Origin of the sequence: Aeromonas sp. R4-3 (assembly GCF_040908275.1) — a bacterium.
GTDB classification, from domain to species: domain Bacteria; phylum Pseudomonadota; class Gammaproteobacteria; order Enterobacterales; family Aeromonadaceae; genus Aeromonas; species Aeromonas rivipollensis.
In genome coordinates, this window is record NZ_JBFODK010000051.1 from 24,573 (window position 1) to 47,245 (window position 22,673).

Sequence of the window (22,673 nt, forward strand, 5' to 3'; positions counted from 1 at the left end):
CCATGATGGCACCCCGTCATGAGTCCCGCGTGTCGGGCCTTGTCCTGCCGAGAATCTCAAGGCGCGAGTCGACCAACAGAAGGTGGCTACCTCATGATGCGATGGATTTGGGCCCTGCTGGTCCTCTGTTCTCTCCCTCTGCTGGCGGCGGATCTCGGTTCCCAGCCTGGTGATGCCCCTTCGCGCGCCGCGGACGTCAAGCCCAAGCTCCTGCCCCAACCTGGGGATCTCGAACACATACTGCAAAAGAAGGAGCTCAGGGCCCTGGTGGTCTATGAACGGGGCTTCTTCTTCTTCGACAAGGGGGCCCAGTACGGCATCCTGGTCAATCAACTGCAAGGCTTCGAGCGCTGGCTGAACCAGACCTATCTCCCCAAGGAGAAGCTCAAGCTCAAGATCATCTATATCCCGGTGCGTCAGGACAAGCTGCTGGACTACCTCACCGAGGGGCGGGGGGATCTGGTGGCGGCCAACCTGACGGTGACGCCGACCCGGCGCGAGCAGGTCACCTTCTCCCAGCCGCTCATCTCGCCCATCGAGGAGTGGGTGGTGAGCCAGCGGGAGCTGACGGGTTTCAACCGCATCACTCAGCTCTCCGGTCGGCGGATCTGGGTGCGGGCCAGCTCCAGCTATTACGAGAGCCTGCATCAGCTCAACTGGCTGTTCCGCGAGCTGGGGTTACCCCCCGTCTACATAGAGACAGTGCCTGAGTACCTGCAGGACGGGGATCTGCTGGAGATGGTGGCCGCCGGCATCATACCGCTGACCGTCACCGACAGTTTCAAGGGGCGGATCTGGCTCGACATGATAGGGGGCCTCAAGGCCCACAAGCTGATCCCGCTGCGGGACAAGGGGCGCAGCGCCTGGGCACTGCGCAACAACAGCCCCGAGCTGCTCAAGGCGGTGAATGCCTATATCTCGGAGTCGAGCAAACGCACCCTCTACAGCGACATGACCCTGCGTCGCCTGCTGGCCCAGAGTGACAAGATGAGCAACATACTGGCGCCGGATCCCCTGGGGCGGCTGTCGACCATCCGCAAGGTACTGGAAACCCAGGCCGACAAATATGAGCTCGACTGGCTGATGCTGGCGGCGCTGGCTTACAAGGAGTCGGGGCTCAATCCCAATGTCCGCTCCAACCGCGGGGCTGTCGGCATCATGCAACTGCTGCCGAGCACGGGGGGCGAGGTGGGGATCCGCGGCGCCAGGCTCACCAGCCTGGAAGGCAGTGTGGAGGCGGCCTGCCGTTACATGCGGCTCATTCTCGATACCTACTTCAACGATCCCGGGATGGACAGGCTCAACCGTCACCTGTTCGCCCTGGCGGCCTACAATGCGGGCCCTAACCGGGTGCAGGCGCTGCAGGCCAAGGCCAGGGAGAGGGGGCTGGATCCGAACGTCTGGTTTGGCAACGTGGAGCAGCTGGTGGCCAACGAGGTCGGCCAGGGCCCCATCAACTACGTCGGCACCATCTACAAATACTACGTGGCCTACCGCTTCAGCCTGCCTCAGGTGGAGGGCAAGACAGAGGCCATGGAGGCGGTCCAGCCCTGAGTGCTCAGTGCCGGTCGGGCAGGCCATCCTCGGGGGCAAGGGGGAGGGCCTCCCAGCCCTGATCCCTGTGCTGCTGGTACCAGGGGGTCAGCAGCCTGGCGGGAGTGGGATCAGGCTGACTGGCCTGGGGTCTCTGGCTGAGGCTGGGGTGGTCGCGCACTTCCATCATCGGCTCCTTGACACGCCGCAATCGGGGCTGTTGTCTGGGTTATGCCACCGTCTCATGACAAGGAGATGACCCTTGATCCCCGCCGAATTTGCCCTGCTCGACGATCCCGGCGCCGCCCTCAAGGCCCGCTGCCAGCTGATCCGCGGCGCCCGCAGCCGGATCCAGGCCCAGTATTACAGCTGGGAGGAGGACAGCAGCGGCAAGCTGTTGCTGTCCGAGTTGCTCCATGCGGCGCGGCGCGGGGTCCGGGTCCAGCTGCTCATCGACGATCTCTATGCCGGCGACAACCGCTTCCTGGAGGTGGTGGCGGCAGAGCCCGGCATCGAGGTGCGGCTGTTCAATCCGTTCTGGCTCAGGGGTTGGCGCCCCCTGACCCTGCTGCTGGAAGGCCTGCTCAGCTTCCGGCGCATCAACCACCGCATGCACAACAAGCTGCTGCTGGTGGATGGCCACGAGGCGGTGATCGGTGGCCGCAACATCGGCGATCCTTACTTCGGGCTGGGGGCCCCCCCTCACTTCGTCGATCTGGATCTGGTCTGCCGCGGCCCCCTCTGCCGCCAGGCCGAGCAGGGCTTCGAGCTGTTCTGGCGCAGCCGCTGGAGCCACCCCATCCGGCGCCTGTTGCGGCGCCCCCTGCTGCCCGCCGAGATCCGCGCGGTGAACGACTTCCTGCTGACCCTGACCGACCCGGCGGTGGCCATGGTCTACGATCTGCCCGCCAGCCTGTTTGATGACGCGCCTCTCCCCCTGCGTTGGCATCCTGGGGTCGGGGAGTGCTGGTTTGACAGGCCCGGCAAGGGGCTTATCTCCCGGCCGACCACGGCGCCCCGGCTGGGACGCAAGCTGGCTGGCAACCAGGGGACGCTGCGGTTGGTGAGTCCTTACCTGATCCTGACCCGGAGCCTGCGCCGCCATCTCAAGCGGCTGCGTCAGGCCGAGGTCGGCATCGAGATCCTGACCAACTCCCTGGCCAGCACAGACGTGCCCCTGGTGTATGGCGCCTATCGGCGCCACCGCCCCTGGCTGGAGCGGCAGGGCATAGTGCTGGCCGAGCTGTCGGATGAGGGGCGCAGTCTGCACGCCAAGCTGATCCTGATGGGGGAGGAGGAGGCGCTGCTCGGCAGCTTCAATCTGGATCCCCGCTCCCTGATGCTCAACACCGAGCTGATGCTGCACCTGAGCTGCCCGGCGCTCTGTGCCGAGCTGCGGCACTGGCTCTGCGGTTGGCAACGGGCGGCGGTCCATCCTGTGGTGGCGCCCCCCTCGACGCTGCGGCGCCTGCTGGCGCGACTGAGCGACTGGCTGCCGCTGCGCCCCTGGCTGTGAGTGGGGCCCAGCTTGTGCGAGATCTCGCAAAGCCTTGTGCGCCTTCGAGGATAACGTTTGCCATCCAAAGCCGGATTGAGATTTTATCGTATTGTTTTTAATCACTTTATGTCGATAGGCGATACCTGATGCAGCGCCCTCGCTTGCATACAGGGCCGCATATAACGGTTTTTTATTTTATTTAACTGCGTAGTATTTCGGTTGCAAGGACAAACACGGCGGCTGGTCTGCCGTGTGGGTGAGGGCAGCAAGGGAGTGGGTCGGCCAGCGTGTTCTGGCTGGCAGTGCGGATCGGGAGCGGAAACCCGTGACGCGCATCAGCCCCGTTATTGCCGGATCCCAATATGGAACATGCTATTTGCGAGGGGGTGACATGCGAATGTCGCCCCATTTTTTTATGCCAAAAGATCGCCAGACGCCCATGAAAAGACCGCCAGCGGGCGGTCTTGGGCAATCAGGTCTGTCGGTCAGCCGCCTCAGGCGATGCCGGCCAGCAGGCGACTCCAGTTGCGCTTGGCAACGAGGAAGCCATCCCGCAGGTTGCGATACTCCAGCTGCAGCTTGAGCCTGTCGTAGCGGGCCAGCGCCTTGCGCTTGCGCTGTTCCAGCAACAGCTTGCGGCTGGCGTAGTAGTGCTGGATCTGCAGGCTCAGCTTGTCGTACTCCTCCTGCAGCAGCGCCTGCCACAGCTCCCTGTCCTCTGCCTTGCGCAGCCTGGCCTGGGCGCGTTTGAGCTGCATCTCCAGCCTGGCCTGCTCGATCCGCTCCTCAGGACAGGATCTGAGATCCCCGGCCAGCCCGCACCAGGCTGCGGTGCGGATCAGCCACTTGGTGGGGTCGAACTGCCACCAGTGGATGCCGTTGCGGTAGTCGTTCTCGAACAGGTGATGGAAGTTGTGATACCCCTCGCCGAAGGTGAAGAAGGCCAGGATGCCGTTGTCCCGCGCACTGTTGCGATCGGTGAAGGGCTGGCTGCCCCAGATGTGGGCCAGGGAGTTGATGAAGAAGGTGGTGTGGTGGGTCATCACCATGCGCAGCACCCCCGCCAGCAGCAGCATGCCGAGCAGATCCCCATGGATCAGGCCGAGCAGCAGCGGGATGCCGATGTTGGTGGCCAGGGTCAAGGCCAGATAGTGCCTGTGCTGGAAGGCGACCACGGCGTTGTTCTGCAGATCCCGCACATTGCTGTAATCGTGGTAGATCTCGCGCTGGTATTCCCGCAGCATCCAGCCGATGTGGGAGTACCAGAAGCCGCGGCCCGCGCTGTAGGGATCCTTCTGGTTGTCATCCACGTGGCGGTGGTGACGGCGGTGATCGGACGACCAGTGGAGTGCCGAGTTTTGCAGGGCGAGGGCGCCGCCTATGGCGAAGATCCATTGCAGGGCAGGGTGTGCCTTGTAGGCCTTGTGGGACCAGAGTCGGTGATAACCGGCGGTGATGGAGATGCCGCAGTAGCAGAACAGCAGCAGGAAGCAGCCCCACTGCCAGAGGTCATAGCCATGGGTCAGGCCGTACCAGGGTACCGCAATCAGTGCCGTCAGCCCGGAGAGGGCGAACAGCAGGGTGTTGGTCATGATGATCGGGGGGCGGTCCATTTCACTCGGCTCCATTCAGCGAACAGCTGTCCACTATTCTCCATTGAGCCGGAATGCGGGTCAATGGTAAAAAAGTCGGAGACAAACCTGATCCAGGCCCCGCCTTCGGGTTATCATCTGGCCTCGCTAATCTCAAGGTGACTGTTTTCGTGGGTATTCGCGCGCAACAAAAAGAAAAGACCCGGCGTACGCTGATCGAAGCGGCGTTCAGTCAACTCTGTGCCAACCGCAGCTTCTCCAACCTCAGTCTGCGGGAAGTGGCCAGGGAGGCGGGCATAGCGCCGACCTCCTTCTATCGTCATTTTCGCGACATGGAAGAGCTGGGGCTGACCCTGGTGGACGAGGGCGGCCTGACCCTGCGCCAGCTGATGCGCCAGGCGCGCCAGCGCATCGCCGGTGGTGGCAGCGTTATCAGCACCTCGGTGCAGACCTTCATGGAATTCGTCGAAAACAACCCGAACATCTTCCGGCTGCTGCTCCGTGAGCGCTCCGGCACCTCTGCGGCCTTCCGTCAGGCGGTGGCCCGCGAGATCCAGCACTTCATCGCCGAGCTGACCGATTATCTGGAGGCGACCACGCAGGCGCCACGGGAAGAGGCCTACATCCAGGCCGAAGCCATGGTCACCATAGTTTTCAGCGCCGGTGCCGACGCCCTCGACATGACCCCCGAGGAGTGCCGGGCCCTGTCGGAGCGTACCATCAGCCAGTTGCGGATGATCGCCATGGGCGCCGAGGTCCAGAACCGCAAGCGCCGCGAATCTCTCTCTTAAGTCAAGGATGGACAGTCCCATGCATGAATCGAACGCGATCCCGAAGAAGCCCCTGTTGCTGGCCCTGCTCATCGGCATCTGCGGTGATGCCTTCCTGTCGGTGTTGACCGAGTCGGTCGTGCCCTTCTCCTTCTTCCCCCTGATCGCCCTGCTGCTGGCGGCCTACCAGCTCTATCAGCACTATCGCCACGAGCCCATAGTCGGCAATACCCCCAGCTGCATCCTGCTCTGCTTCTTCATCGGGGCGTTCGGGCACACGGCGCTGCTCAAGGTGCAGTACCCCGAGCTTGGCAGCAACTTCTTCTCCCTGATCGCCATGCTGCTGCTGCTCGCCGTGCTCTCCATCAAGCTCGGCATCAGCCTGGGGAAAAAAGTGAAGGAGTGACAGGTCACTCCTTCAGGTTCGATCTGGCGGTCTCGGGTCAGTCAGCCCGGGGTGGGTTTTCTCCCCTCTGTCTGGCGTCTATGATGGCCTGCAGCTTGGCGCGGATCTCCATCATGCCGAACACGCCGAAGATCAGCACCTGGGTGAACTCGAGGCGGGTGATGGCAAAGTAGGGCTTGCAGGCGGCCTTGATCATGCTGGCCTGTACCCAGTGCATCAGTATCACTATGACGCCGCACACCGGCAGAAAACCGTTCAGTTTGCCCGGCAGTGTGCCGAGCAGGGCGAGCACCACGCCGAGCCAGAAGAACAGCAGCACGCCCATCGCCAATAGATTAAACACCCGCTTCATCGCTTATCTCCCGTACATAGAGTTGATAGCAGACCTGACCGGCCTGCTTGTCCTTGAGTTGTTGCTGTTGTCCAAGTTGACAGGGAGTGGCAATCGTTCATTTCCTCTCCCGCCTGGCATTCAAACCGCAGTGTTCTCCTTGGTATCCCGCAGATAGAGCTGGTAGCAGACCTGACCCGCTTGTTTGTCCTTGAGTTGCTGCCAGCTGGCAGGCAGGGGGAGATCGCTCATCTCCTTTTCCCGTTCAAGATAGATGAGGGCATCCGGCGCCAGCCAGCCGCGCTGCTCCAGCAGCTCGCACACCTGGGGCAGCAGTTCACGGCGAAACGGCGGATCCAGGAACACCAGATCGAAGGGGGTGGCCGGGCCTTGCAGCCAGCTCACCGCATCGGCCTGGATCACCTCGCCCTGCTGACTGCCGAGGGCGGCCAGGTTCTTCCTGAGCTGATCGGCGGCTCCCTTGTCCATCTCGACCAGAGTCACCTTTTCGGCGTAGCGCGACAGCGCCTCCAGCCCCAGGCCGCCGCTGCCGGCAAACAGGTCGAGGCAGCGGGCACCGCGGACATGGGGGGCCAGCCAGTTGAAGATGGTCTCCTTGACGCGATCCGTGGTGGGTCTGAGTCCGTCCACATCCCTGACCGGCAGTTTGCGGCCCTTCCACTGGCCGCTGATGATTCTTACCACGCCCGCTCGCCCCTGGGGGGCTGGGCTCTTGCTCGGGCTGTTACGGCTGGATTTCACTCTGGGCATCGCGTTTCGTCGTCAGAAAATAAAGTGGTAGTATAAGGCGGTTCATTTTTATGCCGACCCGCCGAGGGACGGCTATCTTAGCAGTCAGCCAACGAAGTGAGTATTTTTTAGATGGCAAAAGGTTTGTTTTCCTGGCTGGGTTTCGGCCGCAAGAAAGAAGAGGCTGAGGCCGTCCAATCACAGGCCCCTGACGCCACCCCGGCTGTCGCCGAGTCCGAGGCCACCGTTGCCCCCGCTCCCGTCGCTGATGTTTCCCTGACCGAGGCCCCTGCTGTACCGCACGAGGCGCCCCTGGCGGCCCCTGACGAAGGCCCTCTGGTGGTGGAGGAACCTGCCTCCGAACTCGAGCCCGTCATCGTCAATGAGGCGCTGATCGCCGCCGAAGCCGAGGCCCAAGCCGCGGAAGCCGCCAGTGTCGCCGCTGAAGCACAAGCCGCCGAAGCCGCCCGCATTGCCGCCGAGGCACAAGCCGCAGAAGCCGCCCGTATTGCCGCCGAGGCGCAGGCTGCCGAAGCCGCCCGTGTTGCTGCCGAGGCACAAGCCGCCGAAGCCGCCCGCGTTGCCGCCGAGGCCCGCGCTGCGGAAGAAGCTCGCATTGCCGCCGAAGCCCGTGCTGCGGAAGAGGCGCGTATTGCTGCGGAAGCCGCCCGTGTTGCCGCCGAGGCACAAGCCGCCGAAGCCGCTCGCATTGCCGCCGAGGCAGAGGCTGCGGAAGCTGCCCGTATTGCTGCCGAGGCCCAGGCTGCGGAAGCCGCCCGCATTGCCGCCGAGGCAGAAGCTGCCGAAGCCGCCCGTGTTGCCGCCGAGGCACAGGCTGCCGAGGAAGCCCGTATCGCCAAAGAGGCCCAGCGAGCGGAAGATCTGCGCCTGGTGGCCGCGATGGAGGCTGAGGCCGCCGCGCTGGCCGCCCTGCCATTGGCAGCCAAGGTGGACGACGATACTCAGGACAAGCCGCAGCGGGAGGGCTTCTTTGCTCGCCTCAAGCGCAGCCTGGTGCGCACCAAGGAGAATATCGGCTCCGGTTTCTTCGGCCTGTTCCGCGGCAAGAAGATCGATGACGAGCTGTTCGAGGAGCTGGAGACTCAGTTGCTGACCGCCGATCTCGGCGTGGATACCACCAGCCGTATCATCGAAGGCCTGGTGCAGCACGCGGATCGCAAGCAGCTCAAGGATGCCGAGGCGCTCTACGGTCTGCTCAAGCAGGACATGGGGGCCATGCTGACTCAGGTCGAGCAGCCGCTGGTGATCGACACCAGCAAGAAGCCTTACGTGATCCTGATGGTCGGTGTGAACGGCGTCGGCAAGACCACCACCATCGGCAAGCTGGCCAAGCAGTTCCAGGCCGACGGCAAGAGCGTCATGCTGGCGGCGGGGGATACCTTCCGTGCCGCCGCGGTCGAGCAGCTGCAGGTGTGGGGTCAGCGCAACAACATTCCGGTGATCGCCCAGCACACAGGTGCCGACTCCGCCTCCGTCATCTATGACGCCATCGAGGCCGCCCGCTCCCGTGGGGCTGACGTACTGATTGCCGACACCGCCGGTCGCTTGCAAAACAAGAGCAACCTGATGGAAGAGCTCAAGAAGGTGGTGCGGGTGATGAAGAAGCTGGATGAAGAGGCGCCCCACGAGATCATGCTGACTCTGGATGCGGGCACAGGCCAGAACGCCCTGAGCCAGGCCAAGCTGTTCAGCGAGGCGGTGGGCCTGACCGGCATCACCCTCACCAAGCTGGATGGGACCGCCAAGGGCGGCGTCATCTTCGCGGTGGCCGACAAATTCCAGATCCCGATCCGCTATATAGGGGTGGGCGAGGGGATCGACGATCTGCGTCCCTTCGTTGCCAACGACTTTATCGAGGCGCTCTTCAGCCGCGATGAATGAGTTCGGCCACGAAGAGTCAGCTCAGCCGTGATGAGCAAGTGTTCCATGCCCCGACTCAGGTCGGGGCTTGTCACTGTCAGGGTATGATTCGTTTCGACCAGGCCGCCAAGGTGCGTGGCTGCGGATCGGCCATTTCATCAAGGGCTTATGTCGCCGCGAAGAGTCAGTGTGCCATGCTTCGATCCCGGTCGGGGTATGTCACTGTCAGGGTATGATTTGTATCGACAAGACTGACAAGGTGTATTGCTGCGGATCAGCTATTTCATCAAGGCTAGTGTCGCCGCGAGGAGCCAGCGTGCCATGCTTCGATCCCGGTCGGGGTTGGTCAATCTCAGGGAACCGTTATGATTCGTTTTGACAAGGTCAGCAAGGTATACAGCGGTGGCCATCAGGCGCTGCAGAAGGTCAGCTTCCACCTGCGCAAGGGGGAGATGGCCTTCCTGACCGGCCATTCGGGGGCGGGCAAGAGTACCCTCCTCAAGCTCATCAGCGTGATGGAGCGGCCGACCGATGGTCGCGTCTTCTTCCATGGCGATGACGTCAGCCAGATCCAGCGCAGCCAGATCCCTTATGTGCGCCGCCAGATCGGGATGATCTTTCAGGATCACCGGTTGCTGATGGACAGAACCGTGTTCGACAACGTGGCCCTGCCCCTGGTGATCGATGGCTACAGCCATGCCGACATCAACAAGCGGGTGGCGGCGGCGCTGGACAAGGTCGGCCTGCTCGGCAAGGAGCGTTACCAGCCGCGCATGCTCTCCGGTGGTGAGCAGCAGCGGGTCGGCATCGCCCGCGCCATCGTCAACAAGCCGCCCCTGCTGCTGGCGGATGAGCCGACCGGCAACCTGGATCCCCAGCTCTCCATGGACATCATGCGACTGTTCGAGGAGTTCAATCGCTTCGGGGTTTCGGTGCTGATTGCCACTCACGATCTGGGGCTGATCGCCCGCATGCGCTATCGCACCCTGACCCTGAAGGCCGGGCGCATGTATTCCCAAGAGCAGGAGGAAAGCTGATGGCCATAGTTCGTCATAAACAGCCCCCTCTGTGCCCTCTGATGATGGTCACTCGGATGGATCAGGTCGCCGATATTCGACAGGGGAGGGAGTTCTGATGGCTATTGTTCGTCATAAACAGCCGCCGCTGCGCCGTCTGATGATGTACGGCGTGGATCACGTGCGTCAGGCCTTTGCCAGTCTGGGAGAGCTGTGGCGCAACCCGCTCGCCTCCCTGATGACGCTGGCGGTGCTTGGGGTCAGTCTGGCGCTGCCCTCCTGCTTCCACGTGCTGCTGAAAAACGCCGAAGTGGTGGAAGGGAGCTGGCAGACCAGCTCCCAGATCTCCCTCTACCTGCGCAAGGATCTGCCGGAGCAGAGCATCCTCGACATGAAGCAGCGGATCCTGCTCTATCCCGAGGTGGAGTCCGTCACCTACATGAACCGGGACGAGGCGCTCAAGGAGTTTCGCGAGATCTCCGGCTTCGGCGATGCTCTCGACTACCTCGACAGCAACCCGCTGCCGCCTGTGCTGAGCGTGATCCCGGATCCGCGCTGGCAGAATCCGGAAGGGGCCGCCGAGCTGCTCGCCAAGCTGGAGAACGAGCCTGGCATCGAGCAGGGCAAGCTGGATCTGCAGTGGCTGACCCGGCTGCAGGGGATCATGAATCTGCTGCGCCACACCATCACCGGCATCGCCGTGCTGCTGCTCTCCGCCGTGCTGCTGATCGTCGGCAACACCCTTCGCCTGAACATACTCAACCAGAGATCCGAGATCGAAGTGCTCAAGCTGGTGGGGGCGACCGACGCCTTCATTCACCGTCCTTTCCTCTACACCGGTATCTGGTTCGGGGTCATCGGCGGCATGCTGGCCTGGTGGCTGACCGAGGTCATGGTGATCTGGAGCGAGGGGGTGGTGAAGGAGCTGGCGGGGCTTTACAACAGCAACTTCCGGCTGGTGGGGATGGGGGCGTTCGACGGCTTCAACCTCATACTGCTCGGTGCTCTGCTGGGGCTGATTGCGTCCTGGTTCTCGGTGCACAGACACATTCGCGACATAGAACCATCCTGATTAATTTGTCAGCATTTTAAAGCGCTGGATTTTGCGAACTGGATCAAGTAAAAGAGTGGCCCGTTTCTGGCACGGGCCACTTTCTCAGAGTAATCTGAATGAGGCCTGCACCAAGGATCATATTTGGATCCTGTGAACCTTTTGATTTATAAACAGTCTATCTAGTGCAACAGAATTTATACGGGTGTGGCCCCTCTGCCTTGCTCGTCTGACTTGGCAAGCATGTGAAGGTTGCGAGCTCCGCAACAATGGACTTAGCATGCTACTTTTCAGGGGTCCTTCACTGTGACCCCTTTTTTTTGACCGTTCATTTATGATTCATCCCGTCAGCCTAAGATAGCCCGGGTTCATGCTGGGGCCGATGTTTGACTTATGTTTGATGTGGGCCGCAGAATGACCCCCGGTCGGTAGACAGGCCCTCTCAGGGTGTTAGACTGATTCGATTGAAAAGTAAGAGGTAGAACATGGGAACTTCATTGCAACGCACTATGGCTCTGATTCCGCAAGGTAGTCTGGAAGGCTATATCCAAGCCGTCAACTCGATCCCCGTGCTGAGCGCGGAGGAAGAGCGTGAACTGGCGATGCGTTTGCAGCAGGGTGGCGATCTCGAGGCTGCCCGTCAGCTGGTCATGTCGCATCTGCGTTTTGTCGTTCACGTGGCCAAGAGCTACTCCGGCTATGGCCTGCCTCAGGCCGATCTGGTGCAGGAAGGCAATATAGGCCTGATGAAGGCGGTCAAGCGCTTCGACCCGAGCGTCGGGGTGCGCCTGGTCTCCTTCGCCGTGCACTGGATCAAGGCCGAGATCCACGAATATGTGCTGCGCAACTGGCGCATGGTCAAGGTGGCCACCACCAAGGCCCAGCGCAAGCTGTTCTTCAACCTGCGCAAGTCCAAGAAGCGTCTTGGCTGGCTGAATCACGAAGAGGTGCAGGCCGTTGCCGCGGATCTCGGGGTTTCTGCCGCGGACGTTACCGAGATGGAAGCGCGCATGAGCAACTACGATCAGGCCTTCGATCTGGTCGGTGACGATGAGGATGAAGGTGGCTTCGCCCCCGTCCATTATCTGGAAGACAAGTCTTCCGATCTGGCCGCCACCATAGAAAACGACAACTGGGACAGCCACGCCACCCGTCGCCTGAGTGCGGCCATGGCCACCCTGGACGAGCGCAGCCAGCACATCATCCGCGCCCGCTGGCTGGATGAGGAGAGCAAGACCACCTTGCAGGAGCTGGCCGACAACTACGGTGTATCCGCCGAGCGTGTGCGTCAGCTTGAGAAGAACGCGCTCAAGAAGCTGAAGGATGCGATGGCCGCCTGAGGACATTCGCCGAGCCTGTGAACCGCTCAAGAAACTGAAAGACGCCATGGATGCCTGAGGGCATTCTCTTGTAGAAAACAGGGCCTGATGGCCCTGTTTTTGTTTCATCGGGATCTGGTCGGCCTTGCCTTGGTTACCCTTGTGTATGGTATGTTGCCGCCACTGCCACAGTTAGGGAGAGCAGAAGTGAAACTGTTGAACGACCTGTTTACCAATAACCGCGAGTGGGCGGAACGGATCAAGGCCGAAGATCCCGATTTCTTCGCTACCCTCTCCGCCCAGCAGGCGCCCGAGTACCTCTGGATCGGCTGCTCCGACAGCCGGGTTCCCGCCAACCAGCTGATGGGCCTGCTGCCGGGGGATGTCTTCGTCCACCGCAACGTCGCCAATCTGGTGGTACACACCGATTTCAACTGCCTCTCGGTGCTGCAATACGCGGTGGAGGTGCTCAAGGTGAAGCACATCATCGTCTGCGGCCACTACGGTTGCGGCGGCGTCAAGGCGGCGATGCAGAACCAGGAGCTGGGCCTCATCGACAACTGGCTGCGCAACATCAAGGATGTCTATTTCAAGTACGGCGAGCAGCTCGAAGCCATCGAGGATGAGCACGAGCGCTTCGACTACCTGTGCGAGCTGAACGTGGCCGAGCAGGTCGCCAACGTCTGCCACACCACCATCATCCAGAATGCCTGGCGCAAGGGGCAGGAGCTGGCGGTGCACGGCTGGATCTACGGCATCAAGGACGGTCTGCTGCACGATCTCGATCTCTGCATCAGCGGCCCGGATCAGATCCCGGACGTCTACCGTGCCTGGCCGGACATGCGTCCGCCTCACCGTCGTCGCTGAGGAACCCATTGGTGGCACCCGCCCTCTATCTGCAGATCAAACAGCATATCCTGGACGGGATCCGCGAACGCCACTATCAGGCAGGCGACAGGATCCCGACCGAGGCCGCCCTGTGCGAGCAGTTTGCCGTGAGCCGGATGACGGTCAACAAGGCGCTGCGTGAACTGGTGGCCGAGGGCTGGCTCAATCGCACCGCCGGCTCCGGCAGCTTCGTGGCGGACAGGCGTGCCGAGTCGCCGCTGCTGGCCATTCGCAACATAGCCGACGAGATCGCCGAGCGGGGCAGCCAGTACAGCGCCCGGGTGATCCGCCTGCAGCGCCAGGCTGCGGACGAGAAGGTGGCGGTGCGACTGGGTTTGCGGGTCGGGGCGCCCACCTTCCACAGCCTCATCGTCCATCAGGCAGATGGGGAGCCGCTGCAACTGGAGGAGCGTTTCGTCGATGCCGAGCGCCTGCCCGGCTATGGCGAGCAGGACTTCACGAAACAGACGCCGAACAGCTATCTGATGGAAGTCTGCCCCCTCTCCGAGATGGAGCACGTGGTGGAGGCTGTGCTGCCGAGCGCCGGCGAGGCGGGCTTGCTGCAGGTGAGGGTTGATACCCCCTGCCTGCTGCTGCATCGACGCACCTGGTCGGATGGCTTCCTGGTCTCCTACGCCAGGCTGCTTTCGCCAGGCTCCCGCTACAAGCTGAGCTCCAAGACCCGATTGACTTGATTGTATATACATATCTTGTTTTAAAAGCCCACCCATTGGTGGGCTTTTTTGTGCTTAAACTCTAATGAAACCGCTGTTATCAAGATGTGAACTTGATCCTTTCTTTCTCGTCAGAGATCGGCTATAAATTATTGTATATACATTTCGAGGTCGGTATGAACAAGGAACTGTTGAACTGCGAGCGGGTCTGGCTCAACGTGACACCCGCCACCCTGCGCTCCGATCTGGCGGACTACGGTCTGCTGGAACCCCATGCCCTCGGCGTGCATGAAGGCAGGATCCACGCCCTGGTCCCCATGCAGGATCTCAAGGGACCCTATCCCGCCCACTGGCGTGACATGAAGGGCAGGCTGGTGACTCCTGGCCTCATCGATTGCCACACCCACCTCATCTTTGCCGGCAGCCGGGCCGAGGAGTTCGAGCTGCGCCAGCAGGGCGTGCCCTACAGCGACATCGCCCGCAAGGGGGGTGGCATACTCTCCACCGTACGGGCCACCCGCGCGGCCAGCGAGGATCAGCTCTATGAGCTGGCGGTGCCGAGGATCAAGTCCCTGATCCGGGAAGGGGTCACCACAGTGGAGATCAAGTCCGGCTATGGCCTCACCCTGGCGGACGAGCTCAAGATGCTGCGGGTCGCCCGCCGGCTGGGGGAGGCGCTGCCCATCCGGGTCAAGACTACCCTGCTGGCCGCCCATGCGGTGCCACCGGAGTACCGCGACGATCCCGACTCCTGGGTCGAGACCATCTGCCAGGAGATCATCCCGGCGGCCGCCGAGGCGGGTCTGGCGGATGCGGTGGATGTCTTCTGCGAGCACATCGGCTTCTCCCTGGCCCAGACAGAGCAGGTCTATCTGGCGGCGGATCAATACAATCTCGCGGTGAAGGGGCACATGGAGCAGCTCTCCAACCTGGGGGGCAGCACGCTCGCCGCCAACTTCGGTGCCCTCTCGGTGGATCATCTGGAGTATCTGGATCAGGACGGGATCCAGGCGCTGGCCCACCGTGGCGTGGTCGCCACCCTGCTGCCCACCGCCTTCTACTTCCTCAAAGAGACCAAGTTGCCGCCGGTCGCCGCCCTGCGCAAGGCGGGGGTGCCCATGGCGGTCTCCTCCGACATCAACCCGGGCACAGCCCCCATCGTCTCCCTTCGCATGGCCATGAACATGGCCTGCACCCTGTTCGGCCTGACCCCGGTCGAGGCCATGGCCGGGGTGACCCGCCACGCCGCCCGGGCGCTCGGCGAGCAGGAGCGTCTGGGGCAGCTGAGAGTGGGCATGCAGGCCGATTTTCTGGTCTGGAATTGCGCCCATCCTTCCGAGATCAGCTACCTGATCGGGGTCGATCAGCTGGTCAGCCGGGTTCTCAACGGTGAGGAGACGCTCCATGGATAAGTTCAACGCGGCCGACATGTCGGTCTGGCAGGGGCGCCAGGATCCGGAAGATGGTGAACTGGCCCTGCGCTGGCACAACAAGGTGCAACCCTGGCAAGCGGACAGCGAGCCCGGCGTGGTGCTGCTCGGTTTTGCCTGTGACGAGGGAGTGCGCCGCAACAAGGGGCGGGTCGGCGCCGCCGCTGCCCCGCTGGCGGTTCGCAAGCTGCTCGCCAACACCGCCTGGCACCTGGACCAACCTGTCCATGACGGCGGCGATCTGGCCTGCGAGGACGGCGATCTCGATGCCGCCCACGGCAGGCTGGCCGAGCGGGTCGCCCGTGCGCTGGATCTGGGTCACTTCCCGCTGGTGCTGGGGGGTGGCCACGAGGTGGCCTTCGGCAGCTGGAGCGGCCTCAATCGCTATCTGGGTGGCAAGGGCCGGATCGGCATCATCAACTTCGATGCCCACTTCGATCTGCGTATGAAGCAGGAGCAGGCAAGCTCGGGCACCCCCTTCTTCCAGATAGCCGAGCAGTGCGCGGCCCAGGGCACGCCCTTTACTTACGCCTGCCTCGGGGTGGCCGAGACCGCCAACACGGCGGCGCTCTTTGCCCGCGCCGAGACGCTGGGGGTCTGGTATGTGCTGGACGAGGAGATGACCCAGGCCGAGCTGCCGGTGTTGCTGGCGGGGCTGGACGCCTTTATCGCCCGCTGCGATCACCTCTATCTCACCATAGATCTGGACGTGCTGCCCGCCAACCTGATGCCGGGGGTGAGCGCCCCCGCCGCCCGCGGCGTCGAGCTGGCAGTCATCGAACCCCTGATCGCCCATATCCGGGCCAGCGGCAAGCTCAGGCTTGCCGATCTGGCCGAGTACAACCCGAGTCTGGATCTGGACAACCGCAGCGCCCGCGTGGCCGCCCGGCTGGTCCATCAACTAACCAAGTAGCCGGCCGACTCGCCAGGGGGCACAGTGCCCCCGCATGGCGGCTGCATTGATAAACAAGGAGTGTCTATGTCTGTGCAACACCAGGATCCCCGTCACGACCCGAGCCGGGTCATCCGTGCCCCCCGCGGCACCGAGCTGACCGCCAAGAGCTGGCTGACCGAGGCGCCCCTGCGGATGCTGATGAACAACCTGGATCCGGAAGTGGCCGAGCATCCCCAGTCCCTGGTGGTCTATGGCGGTATAGGCCGCGCCGCCCGCAACTGGGCCTGCTACGACAAGATAGTCGAGGTGCTGACCCGTCTCGAGGAAGACCAGACCCTGTTGGTGCAATCCGGCAAGCCGGTCGGGGTGTTCCAGACCCACAAGGACGCGCCCCGGGTGCTGATCGCCAACTCCAACCTGGTGCCTCATTGGGCCAACTGGGAGCACTTCAACGAGCTCGATAGGAAGGGCCTGATGATGTACGGCCAGATGACGGCCGGCTCCTGGATCTACATAGGCACCCAGGGGATAGTGCAGGGCACCTACGAGACCTTCTTCGCGGTGGCGAACCAGCACTTCAACGGCGAGCCGAAAGGACGCTGGATCCTCACCGGCGGCCTGGGTGGCATGGGCGGTGCCCAGCCCCTGGCCGCCACCATGGCCGGTTTCTCCATGATTGCCGTGGAGTGCGACGAGACCCGCATCGATTTCCGCTTGAAGACCCGCTACGTCGACAAGAAGGCCCACAGCCTGGATGAGGCGCTGGCCATGGTCGAGGAAGCCAAACGTAGCGGCAGCGCCGTCTCCGTCGGCCTGCTCGGCAACGCCGCCGACGTGTTCGCCGAACTGGTGGCCCGTGGCATCACCCCGGACGTGGTGACCGACCAGACCTCGGCCCACGATCCCATCCACGGCTACCTGCCCCAGGGCTGGAGCTTGCCTAAGTGGCGTGAGCTGCAAAAATCCGCCCCCCAGGAGGTGAACCAGGCGGCTCGTCACTCCATGGCGCGCCAGGTGGAAGCCATGCTGACCCTGCAAGCCCGTGGTGCGGCCACGCTGGATTACGGCAACAACATCCGCCAGATGGCGCTGGAAGAAGGGGTCAAGAATGCCTTCGACTTCCCGGGCTTCGTACCGGCCTATATACGCCCGCTGTTCTGCGAGGGCATAGGTCCCTTCCGCTGGGTGGCCCTGTCCGGGGATCCGGAAGACATCTACAAGACGGATCAGAAGGTCAAAGAGTTGATCCCGGACGATCCCCACCTGCACAACTGGCTCGACATGGCCCGCGAGCGCATCGCCTTCCAGGGCCTGCCGGCGCGGATCTGCTGGGTCGGGGTCAAGGATCGGGTGCGCCTGGGCCAGGCCTTCAACGAGATGGTGAAGAATGGCGAGCTGAAAGCGCCCGTGGTCATAGGTCGCGACCACTTGGACTCCGGCTCTGTGGCGAGCCCGAACCGGGAGACCGAATCCATGATGGATGGCTCCGATGCCGTCTCCGACTGGCCGCTGCTCAACGCCCTGCTGAACACCGCAGGTGGCGCGACCTGGGTCTCCCTGCACCACGGTGGTGGGGTCGGCATGGGCTTCTCCCAGCACTCCGGGGTGGTGATCGTCTGTGACGGCAGCGATGACGCCGCCAGGCGGGTCGGCCGCGTGCTGCGCAACGATCCAGCCACCGGGGTGATGCGCCACGCGGACGCGGGCTACGAGATTGCCATCAACTGCGCCCAAGAGGCGAAACTGGATCTGCCGATGCTGAACACAGCTGGCAAAGGGGTGAAATAAGATGTTTGAACTCAATCTGCAACCGGGCAAGCTCTGCCTCGCCACCCTGCGCCGCGTCAGCCGCGAGCCTGTCCATGTCAGCCTGGACTCGTCCGCCCTGCCTGGGATCCACGCCTCCGCAGCCGTGGTCACCAAGGTGATAGAGCAAAACCGCGTGGTGTACGGCATCAACACCGGCTTTGGCCTGCTGGCCAACACCCGCATCCCGGTGGAACAGCTGGATGAACTGCAGCGATCCATAGTGCTCTCTCATGCAGCTGGGATTGGCGAGTATATGGATGACGCCACTGTGCGGCTGATGATGGTGCTCAAGGTCAACTCGCTGGCGCGGGGCTTCTCCGGCATCCGCCTGACGGTGCTCGAGGCCCTGATGACCCTCATCAACGCCGAAGTCTATCCTGTGGTGCCGAAGAAGGGCTCCGTCGGCGCTTCTGGCGACCTGGCGCCCCTGGCCCATATGAGCTGCCTGCTGATAGGTGAAGGCAAGGCCCGCCACAAGGGCGAGCTGATCGACGCCGCCACTGCGCTCAAGATTGCGGGCTTGGAGCCCATCGCCCTGGCACCCAAAGAGGGGCTGGCGCTGCTCAACGGCACCCAGGCCAGCACGGCGTTCGCGCTGGAGGGGCTGTTCCACGCCGAGGATCTGTTCGCCGGCGCCATCACCATAGGTGCCATGAGCGTGGAGGCGGCTCTGGGCAGTCGCCGTCCGTTCGATGCCCGCATCCATGAGGTGCGCGGTCAGCGCGGCCAGATCGATGCCGCCGCCTGCTACCGCCACCTGCTGGTGGATGGCAGCGAGATCGGCATGTCCCACCACAACTGCGAGAAGGTGCAGGACCCCTACTCACTGCGCTGCCAGCCCCAGGTGATGGGGGCCTGTCTGGCCCAGATCCGCCACGCGGCCGAGGTGCTGGTGTGCGAGGCCAATGCGGTCTCCGACAACCCCCTGGTGTTTGCCGAGGATGAGGAGATCCTCTCCGGCGGCAACTTCCACGCCGAGCCGGTGGCCTTTGCCGCTGACAACCTGGCCCTGGCCATCGCCGAAATCGGGTCGCTGTCCGAGCGTCGCATGGCGCTGCTGATCGATTCCCGCATGTCGGGCCTGCCGGCCTTCCTGGTCAACAACGGCGGCGTCAACTCCGGCTTTATGATCGCCCAGGTCACCTCGGCGGCGCTCGCCTCCGAGAACAAGAGCCTGGCTCACCCGGCCTCGGTGGACAGCTTGCCCACCTCCGCCAACCAGGAGGATCACGTCTCCATGGCCACCTTCGCCGCGCGCCGGCTGACGGACATGGCGGAGAACACCCGCGGCATACTGGCGGTCGAGCTGCTGGCCGCCGCCCAGGGGCTGGATTTCCGGGCCCCGCTGCGCAGCACAGAGCTCATCGAGCTGGCCAAGGGACGACTGCGTGAAGAGGTCAGCTTCTACGACAAGGACAGGTACTTCTCGCCGGATATCGAGGCCGCCGCCGCCCTGCTGGGGCGAGCCAGCTACAACGATCTGATCCCGGCCGGGGTGCTGCCGAGCCTCTAAGCCGCCAGCCTGCACATAACAAAAGACCGCCCCTCTGGGCGGTCTTTGCGTTTCTGGAGCTGGCTGGGTGCGGCTATTCGTGCTCGAACATCAGGAACAGATAAACGACGAACAACACCAGGTGGGTGGCGCCATGGAGCACATTGGTGCGGCCACTGCTGAAGGTCACTTTACAGACCATGAGAGTGGTGATGAGCAGCACCATGTCGGCGGCGGAGAGGCCGAGGCGCACCTCCTGCCCGAGCAGGGAGCCGATGAACAGCACAGAGGGGACCGTCAGGGCTATGGTGGCCAGCACGGAACCGAAGTAGAGGTTCATGGCGCGCTGCAACTGGTTGTTGAAGGCGGCCTTGATGGCGCCGACAGCCTCAGGCGCGAGCACTATACAGGCCACGATGAAGCCGCCCAGGGCCGCCGGGGCCTCCAGCACATGGACCCCGTAGTTGATGGGGATCGCCAGCGTCTTGGCCAGCAGGATCACCACCACCAGGTAGGCGAGCAGCAGCAGGGTGTGATAGACGTTGCTGCGTAGTATGCCGTGGTGTTCCTCGTGGTCCTCGTGGTCGCTGTCGACGAAGAAGTGGCTGTGGCTGCGGGTCTGGATCAGCAGGAAGACGCCGTAGAGCAGCACCGAGATGATGATCAGCATCCAGGACATGGCGCTGGACATGCTGCCCAGGGTGCCGCCTCGGGTGAAGTTTGGCAGCACCAGGCAGAGCAGGGCCAGGGGAATGATGGCGACCAGGTAGGATTTGACCCCGTCCAGATTGAAGTTCTGGGTGTGATAGCGCCAGCCGCCAAACAGCAGGGTGAAGCCCACCAGGCCGTTGGTCACCAGCATCACCACGGCGAACATGGTGTCGCGGGCCATGGTGGGGTTCGGGTCGCCGGTCAGCATCACGGAGGAGATCATCACTACCTCGAGGGAGATGACCGACAGGGTCAGGATCAGGGTGCCGAAAGGTTCACCCAACTTGATGGCCAGGGCGTCGGAGTGACGCACGACGGAGAAGATGGCCCAGGTGACGATGGCGAGCAGGGCCAGTGACACCGGCAGGTAAACCGCAAGGGGGGTTGCTTCTGTCAGCAGGTCGCTGCCCAGGGTCTTGAAGAAGAGCAGGGTCAGCAGGCCAACGGGCAGGGCAATCTCTTGCCGGATAAAGGACTTCATAGGCAGTGGTTCTCATCTCGGGGCGGCCGTGGCCGACGGGTAGGGAGACAACAGGTCGCGCCACAGGGGTGGCGCGCCAGTCCATGATAAAGGGAGTTGTCCCGTCAGAGGAGAATCATTTTGTTGCAAGAGATGAGGATCCCCGGGCGGGGACCCTGATGTTTCTCTCTTACTGCCCGCCGGGCTGGCTCTGCCGCCATGCCAGCAGCCAGATCTTCAACTTGGTCAGGGCCATGGGTTTGGCATAGACATAGCCCTGGATCAGGTGGACTCCATGGCGGTGCAGGTAGTCGACCTGCTCCAGAGTCTCGACCCCCTCGGCTATCATCTCCATGTTGGATTCATGGCCGAAGGCGATGATGGAGTCCAGCAGGGTGCGCTTGAGATCGTCAGTGCCTATGGTGTCGACGAACATCTTGTCGATCTTGATCTGGCGGATGCCGAGGCGCTGCAGGTAGGCGAAACCGCCATAACCTGTGCCGAAGTCATCCAGCTTGAAGTGATATCCCTTCTCCTGGAGCTGCGCTATCTCCCCCATGGCCGCCTTGATATCGGTGATCGGCTTGCGCTCGGTCAGCTCGAAGGTGAGTCTGGCCGGGGAGGGCCAGTCGTGGCGCTGCAACAGGGGCCGCAGATTGGGTTGCTCCAGGTGGGCGGCCACTATGTTGACGCTGACCCACTGGGTCGGCTCCAGCCAGGGCAGATCCGCGATGACCCTCTCCAGCAGTTGCTCCGTCATGGGCAGGATCAGCCCCTGCTCCTCCGCATAGTCGATGAAGGTGCCTGGGGGCACCAGCTCCCGACCCCGCTGCCAGCGCAGCAGCGCCTCGAAACCGACCACCTTTTTGCTGCGACTGTCCACTATGGGTTGATAGAAGGGGACGAACTCGCGCCGCACCAGGGCTGCCTGCAGCAGCCCCTTGAGGGAGCGGCGGTAGTTGCGCAGCACCCAGTAGGCGGCGACCAGCAGGAGTCCCAGCGCGCCGCCATACAAGAGGCCATAGTGGCGGGCCTGCCGCTTCGCATACTCCTCCAGCGCCTTGCCCGCCCACAGGGTCTGCCTGATCTGGGGATCCGGATCGAAGAAGCTCAGGCTCTGGTTGCCAGGCTCCTGCTTGATGGACTTGTCGCCACGGGGGAAGAAGGTGGTGACCTTGCCCGGACTCTGCTGGCCAAACTCGAGATAGAAGCAGCCCGGACAGGGGGATTGCAGCTGATCGTGGCTCCAGCTGTTGTTCAGCACCCAATAGGCGACATTGCCACCCTTCCTGTAATAGGCGACGACCTCCTGCTCGGTGTTGAAGCGGGGCTGGGTGGCCGCGAGACCAAACTGCTCCTGCTCGGGATAGGGGGGCAGCTCGACAGTGGCCAGGGGGAAATCCTCCCCCAGACTGGAACAACCGCCGCCGGAGGCGAGCTTGAGCCCCTGTAGCCGGATGTGGCGGCTGTAGAAACGGGGATCCCGCAGCAGGGCCATGTCTGCGGGGCCGCAATCGAAGGCGAACCTGGAGAGCTGGGAGCGAATGCTCTGATCCAGCGCCTCGTGGCGCTCCGCCAGCGCGGCCTCTATCTGCGCCTTCTTCTGTTGCAGCAGCTGGTGGGCCAGGGGGTTGCCCAGCAGCTGGCTGAGGGGCAGGCTCGCCAGCACGGGCAGGCAGAGCAGCAGCAGACTGATCCAGAAGGGAGAGGCTCGTCGCAAGGGGTACCTGCCTGATGGGTGCATGGGATACAAATGGATGGCAACATCATAGCATTAGCTGCATCAATTTGAGTTGTATCGGTCACACTTGGAACAACATTCATAATTCATTGATAAACAACAATATGACAAAACGAGTGGTGAAGATTCAATCGCTGACCTGTCATAAATGACAATTGTCCAGCTTATCTGAAATGGCTAGAGTAGCGGTGCGGTTTGACTCACCGTGTGTTCAATACTCCTGTATCTATTTTTGTCAGTAGCACAGAGTGTTAGTTTTGATATGAGTGTTTCTTTTGGTCCCCGCAGTGGGACCATTTTTCTGTCCGCTGCCCAGCTGGCGGCCCGATTTTCCCCTCCCCCGAGTCTTTTCCCTCACAAGCGGCCCGCCCCCGGGCATGAAGGGCCCTGACGCTTATTTGCAGAAGCGGGATCTTCAACCGTAGG

The 22,673-nt window shown here is 62.8% G+C and carries 20 protein-coding genes; 14 read left to right on the plus strand and 6 right to left on the minus strand.

Annotated elements, in window-relative coordinates:
• Window positions 1-93 precede the first annotated feature (93 nt).
• Complete coding sequence (locus tag AB5Y91_RS15235) at window positions 94-1,554, plus strand: lytic transglycosylase F (protein ID WP_163137361.1); 1,461 nt, start codon at window positions 94-96, stop codon at window positions 1,552-1,554.
• A 4-nt stretch (window positions 1,555-1,558) separates the two neighbouring features.
• Here AB5Y91_RS15235 and AB5Y91_RS15240 read toward each other — a convergent pair whose 3' ends face one another.
• Complete coding sequence (locus tag AB5Y91_RS15240; RefSeq protein WP_368170169.1) at window positions 1,559-1,720, minus strand: hypothetical protein; 162 nt, start codon at window positions 1,718-1,720, stop codon at window positions 1,559-1,561.
• 75 nt (window positions 1,721-1,795) lie between these two features.
• Between AB5Y91_RS15240 and AB5Y91_RS15245 the strand changes: the two genes are divergently transcribed.
• Window positions 1,796-3,049, plus strand: coding sequence for a phospholipase D family protein (locus tag AB5Y91_RS15245; RefSeq protein ID WP_368170170.1), 1,254 nt, complete (start codon window positions 1,796-1,798; stop codon window positions 3,047-3,049).
• A gap of 476 nt (window positions 3,050-3,525) precedes the next feature.
• On the opposite strand, the gene AB5Y91_RS15250 is transcribed toward AB5Y91_RS15245, so the two are convergent.
• The gene (locus AB5Y91_RS15250) at window positions 3,526-4,644 is read right to left on the minus strand and encodes a fatty acid desaturase (protein WP_106885215.1); all 1,119 of its coding nucleotides are present in this window, start codon (window positions 4,642-4,644) and stop codon (window positions 3,526-3,528) included.
• 149 nt (window positions 4,645-4,793) lie between these two features.
• Here AB5Y91_RS15250 and fabR point away from each other — a divergent pair, with 149 nt between their 5' ends.
• Together fabR and AB5Y91_RS15260 are read left to right on the plus strand one after the other, a co-directional pair.
• Window positions 4,794-5,414 (plus strand): HTH-type transcriptional repressor FabR, encoded by a 621-nt coding sequence (gene fabR / locus AB5Y91_RS15255; RefSeq protein WP_025325415.1) that lies wholly within the window; start codon window positions 4,794-4,796, stop codon window positions 5,412-5,414.
• A 19-nt stretch (window positions 5,415-5,433) separates the two neighbouring features.
• Window positions 5,434-5,799 carry a YijD family membrane protein gene (locus tag AB5Y91_RS15260; RefSeq protein WP_111910783.1) on the plus strand — a complete coding sequence of 122 codons (366 nt, stop codon included), beginning with the start codon at window positions 5,434-5,436 and terminating at the stop codon, window positions 5,797-5,799.
• 37 nt (window positions 5,800-5,836) lie between these two features.
• Here AB5Y91_RS15260 and AB5Y91_RS15265 read toward each other — a convergent pair whose 3' ends face one another.
• On the minus strand, window positions 5,837-6,151 hold the full coding sequence (locus AB5Y91_RS15265) for a DUF1145 domain-containing protein (protein WP_202047782.1): 315 nt from the start codon (window positions 6,149-6,151) through the stop codon (window positions 5,837-5,839).
• Between the two features lie 120 nt (window positions 6,152-6,271).
• The gene (gene rsmD, locus AB5Y91_RS15270; protein ID WP_368170171.1) at window positions 6,272-6,901 is read right to left on the minus strand and encodes a 16S rRNA (guanine(966)-N(2))-methyltransferase RsmD; all 630 of its coding nucleotides are present in this window, start codon (window positions 6,899-6,901) and stop codon (window positions 6,272-6,274) included.
• A 111-nt stretch (window positions 6,902-7,012) separates the two neighbouring features.
• Between rsmD and ftsY the strand changes: the two genes are divergently transcribed.
• From ftsY to hutH, 10 genes are all read left to right on the plus strand, one after another.
• Complete coding sequence (ftsY, locus tag AB5Y91_RS15275) at window positions 7,013-8,782, plus strand: signal recognition particle-docking protein FtsY (RefSeq protein ID WP_368170172.1); 1,770 nt, start codon at window positions 7,013-7,015, stop codon at window positions 8,780-8,782.
• A gap of 344 nt (window positions 8,783-9,126) precedes the next feature.
• Window positions 9,127-9,798: a cell division ATP-binding protein FtsE gene (ftsE, locus tag AB5Y91_RS15280; RefSeq protein ID WP_106885210.1), complete on the plus strand. Its 672-nt coding sequence runs from the start codon at window positions 9,127-9,129 to the stop codon at window positions 9,796-9,798.
• A gap of 97 nt (window positions 9,799-9,895) precedes the next feature.
• Complete coding sequence (gene ftsX / locus AB5Y91_RS15285) at window positions 9,896-10,849, plus strand: permease-like cell division protein FtsX (protein ID WP_005323432.1); 954 nt, start codon at window positions 9,896-9,898, stop codon at window positions 10,847-10,849.
• Window positions 10,850-11,313: 464 nt separating this feature from the next.
• Window positions 11,314-12,168, plus strand: a complete 855-nt coding sequence (rpoH, locus tag AB5Y91_RS15290; protein WP_025325421.1) for an RNA polymerase sigma factor RpoH — start codon at window positions 11,314-11,316, stop codon at window positions 12,166-12,168.
• 186 nt (window positions 12,169-12,354) lie between these two features.
• Window positions 12,355-13,014 (plus strand): carbonate dehydratase, encoded by a 660-nt coding sequence (can, locus tag AB5Y91_RS15295; RefSeq protein ID WP_025325422.1) that lies wholly within the window; start codon window positions 12,355-12,357, stop codon window positions 13,012-13,014.
• Between the two features lie 11 nt (window positions 13,015-13,025).
• The gene (gene hutC, locus AB5Y91_RS15300; RefSeq protein ID WP_106887812.1) at window positions 13,026-13,730 is read left to right on the plus strand and encodes a histidine utilization repressor; all 705 of its coding nucleotides are present in this window, start codon (window positions 13,026-13,028) and stop codon (window positions 13,728-13,730) included.
• 155 nt (window positions 13,731-13,885) lie between these two features.
• Window positions 13,886-15,121: an imidazolonepropionase gene (gene hutI / locus AB5Y91_RS15305; protein ID WP_368170173.1), complete on the plus strand. Its 1,236-nt coding sequence runs from the start codon at window positions 13,886-13,888 to the stop codon at window positions 15,119-15,121.
• Window positions 15,114-16,052 carry a formimidoylglutamase gene (gene hutG, locus AB5Y91_RS15310; RefSeq protein ID WP_368170174.1) on the plus strand — a complete coding sequence of 313 codons (939 nt, stop codon included), beginning with the start codon at window positions 15,114-15,116 and terminating at the stop codon, window positions 16,050-16,052. Before hutI ends, hutG begins: the two co-directional genes overlap by 8 nt.
• A 66-nt stretch (window positions 16,053-16,118) precedes the next feature.
• Entirely contained in the window at window positions 16,119-17,822 is a 1,704-nt protein-coding gene (hutU, locus tag AB5Y91_RS15315; protein ID WP_368170175.1) for a urocanate hydratase, read from the plus strand.
• Window position 17,823: 1 nt separating this feature from the next.
• A complete protein-coding gene (gene hutH / locus AB5Y91_RS15320) occupies window positions 17,824-19,356 on the plus strand; it encodes a histidine ammonia-lyase (protein WP_368170176.1) in 1,533 nt (510 codons plus the stop codon).
• Window positions 19,357-19,429: 73 nt separating this feature from the next.
• Here the strand turns inward: hutH and AB5Y91_RS15325 are convergent, their stop codons facing one another.
• Window positions 19,430-20,527 carry a calcium:proton antiporter gene (locus AB5Y91_RS15325; protein ID WP_163137290.1) on the minus strand — a complete coding sequence of 366 codons (1,098 nt, stop codon included), beginning with the start codon at window positions 20,525-20,527 and terminating at the stop codon, window positions 19,430-19,432.
• A 169-nt stretch (window positions 20,528-20,696) separates the two neighbouring features.
• Entirely contained in the window at window positions 20,697-22,226 is a 1,530-nt protein-coding gene (locus AB5Y91_RS15330) for an EAL domain-containing protein (RefSeq protein WP_162627245.1), read from the minus strand.
• Window positions 22,227-22,673 lie beyond the last annotated feature (447 nt).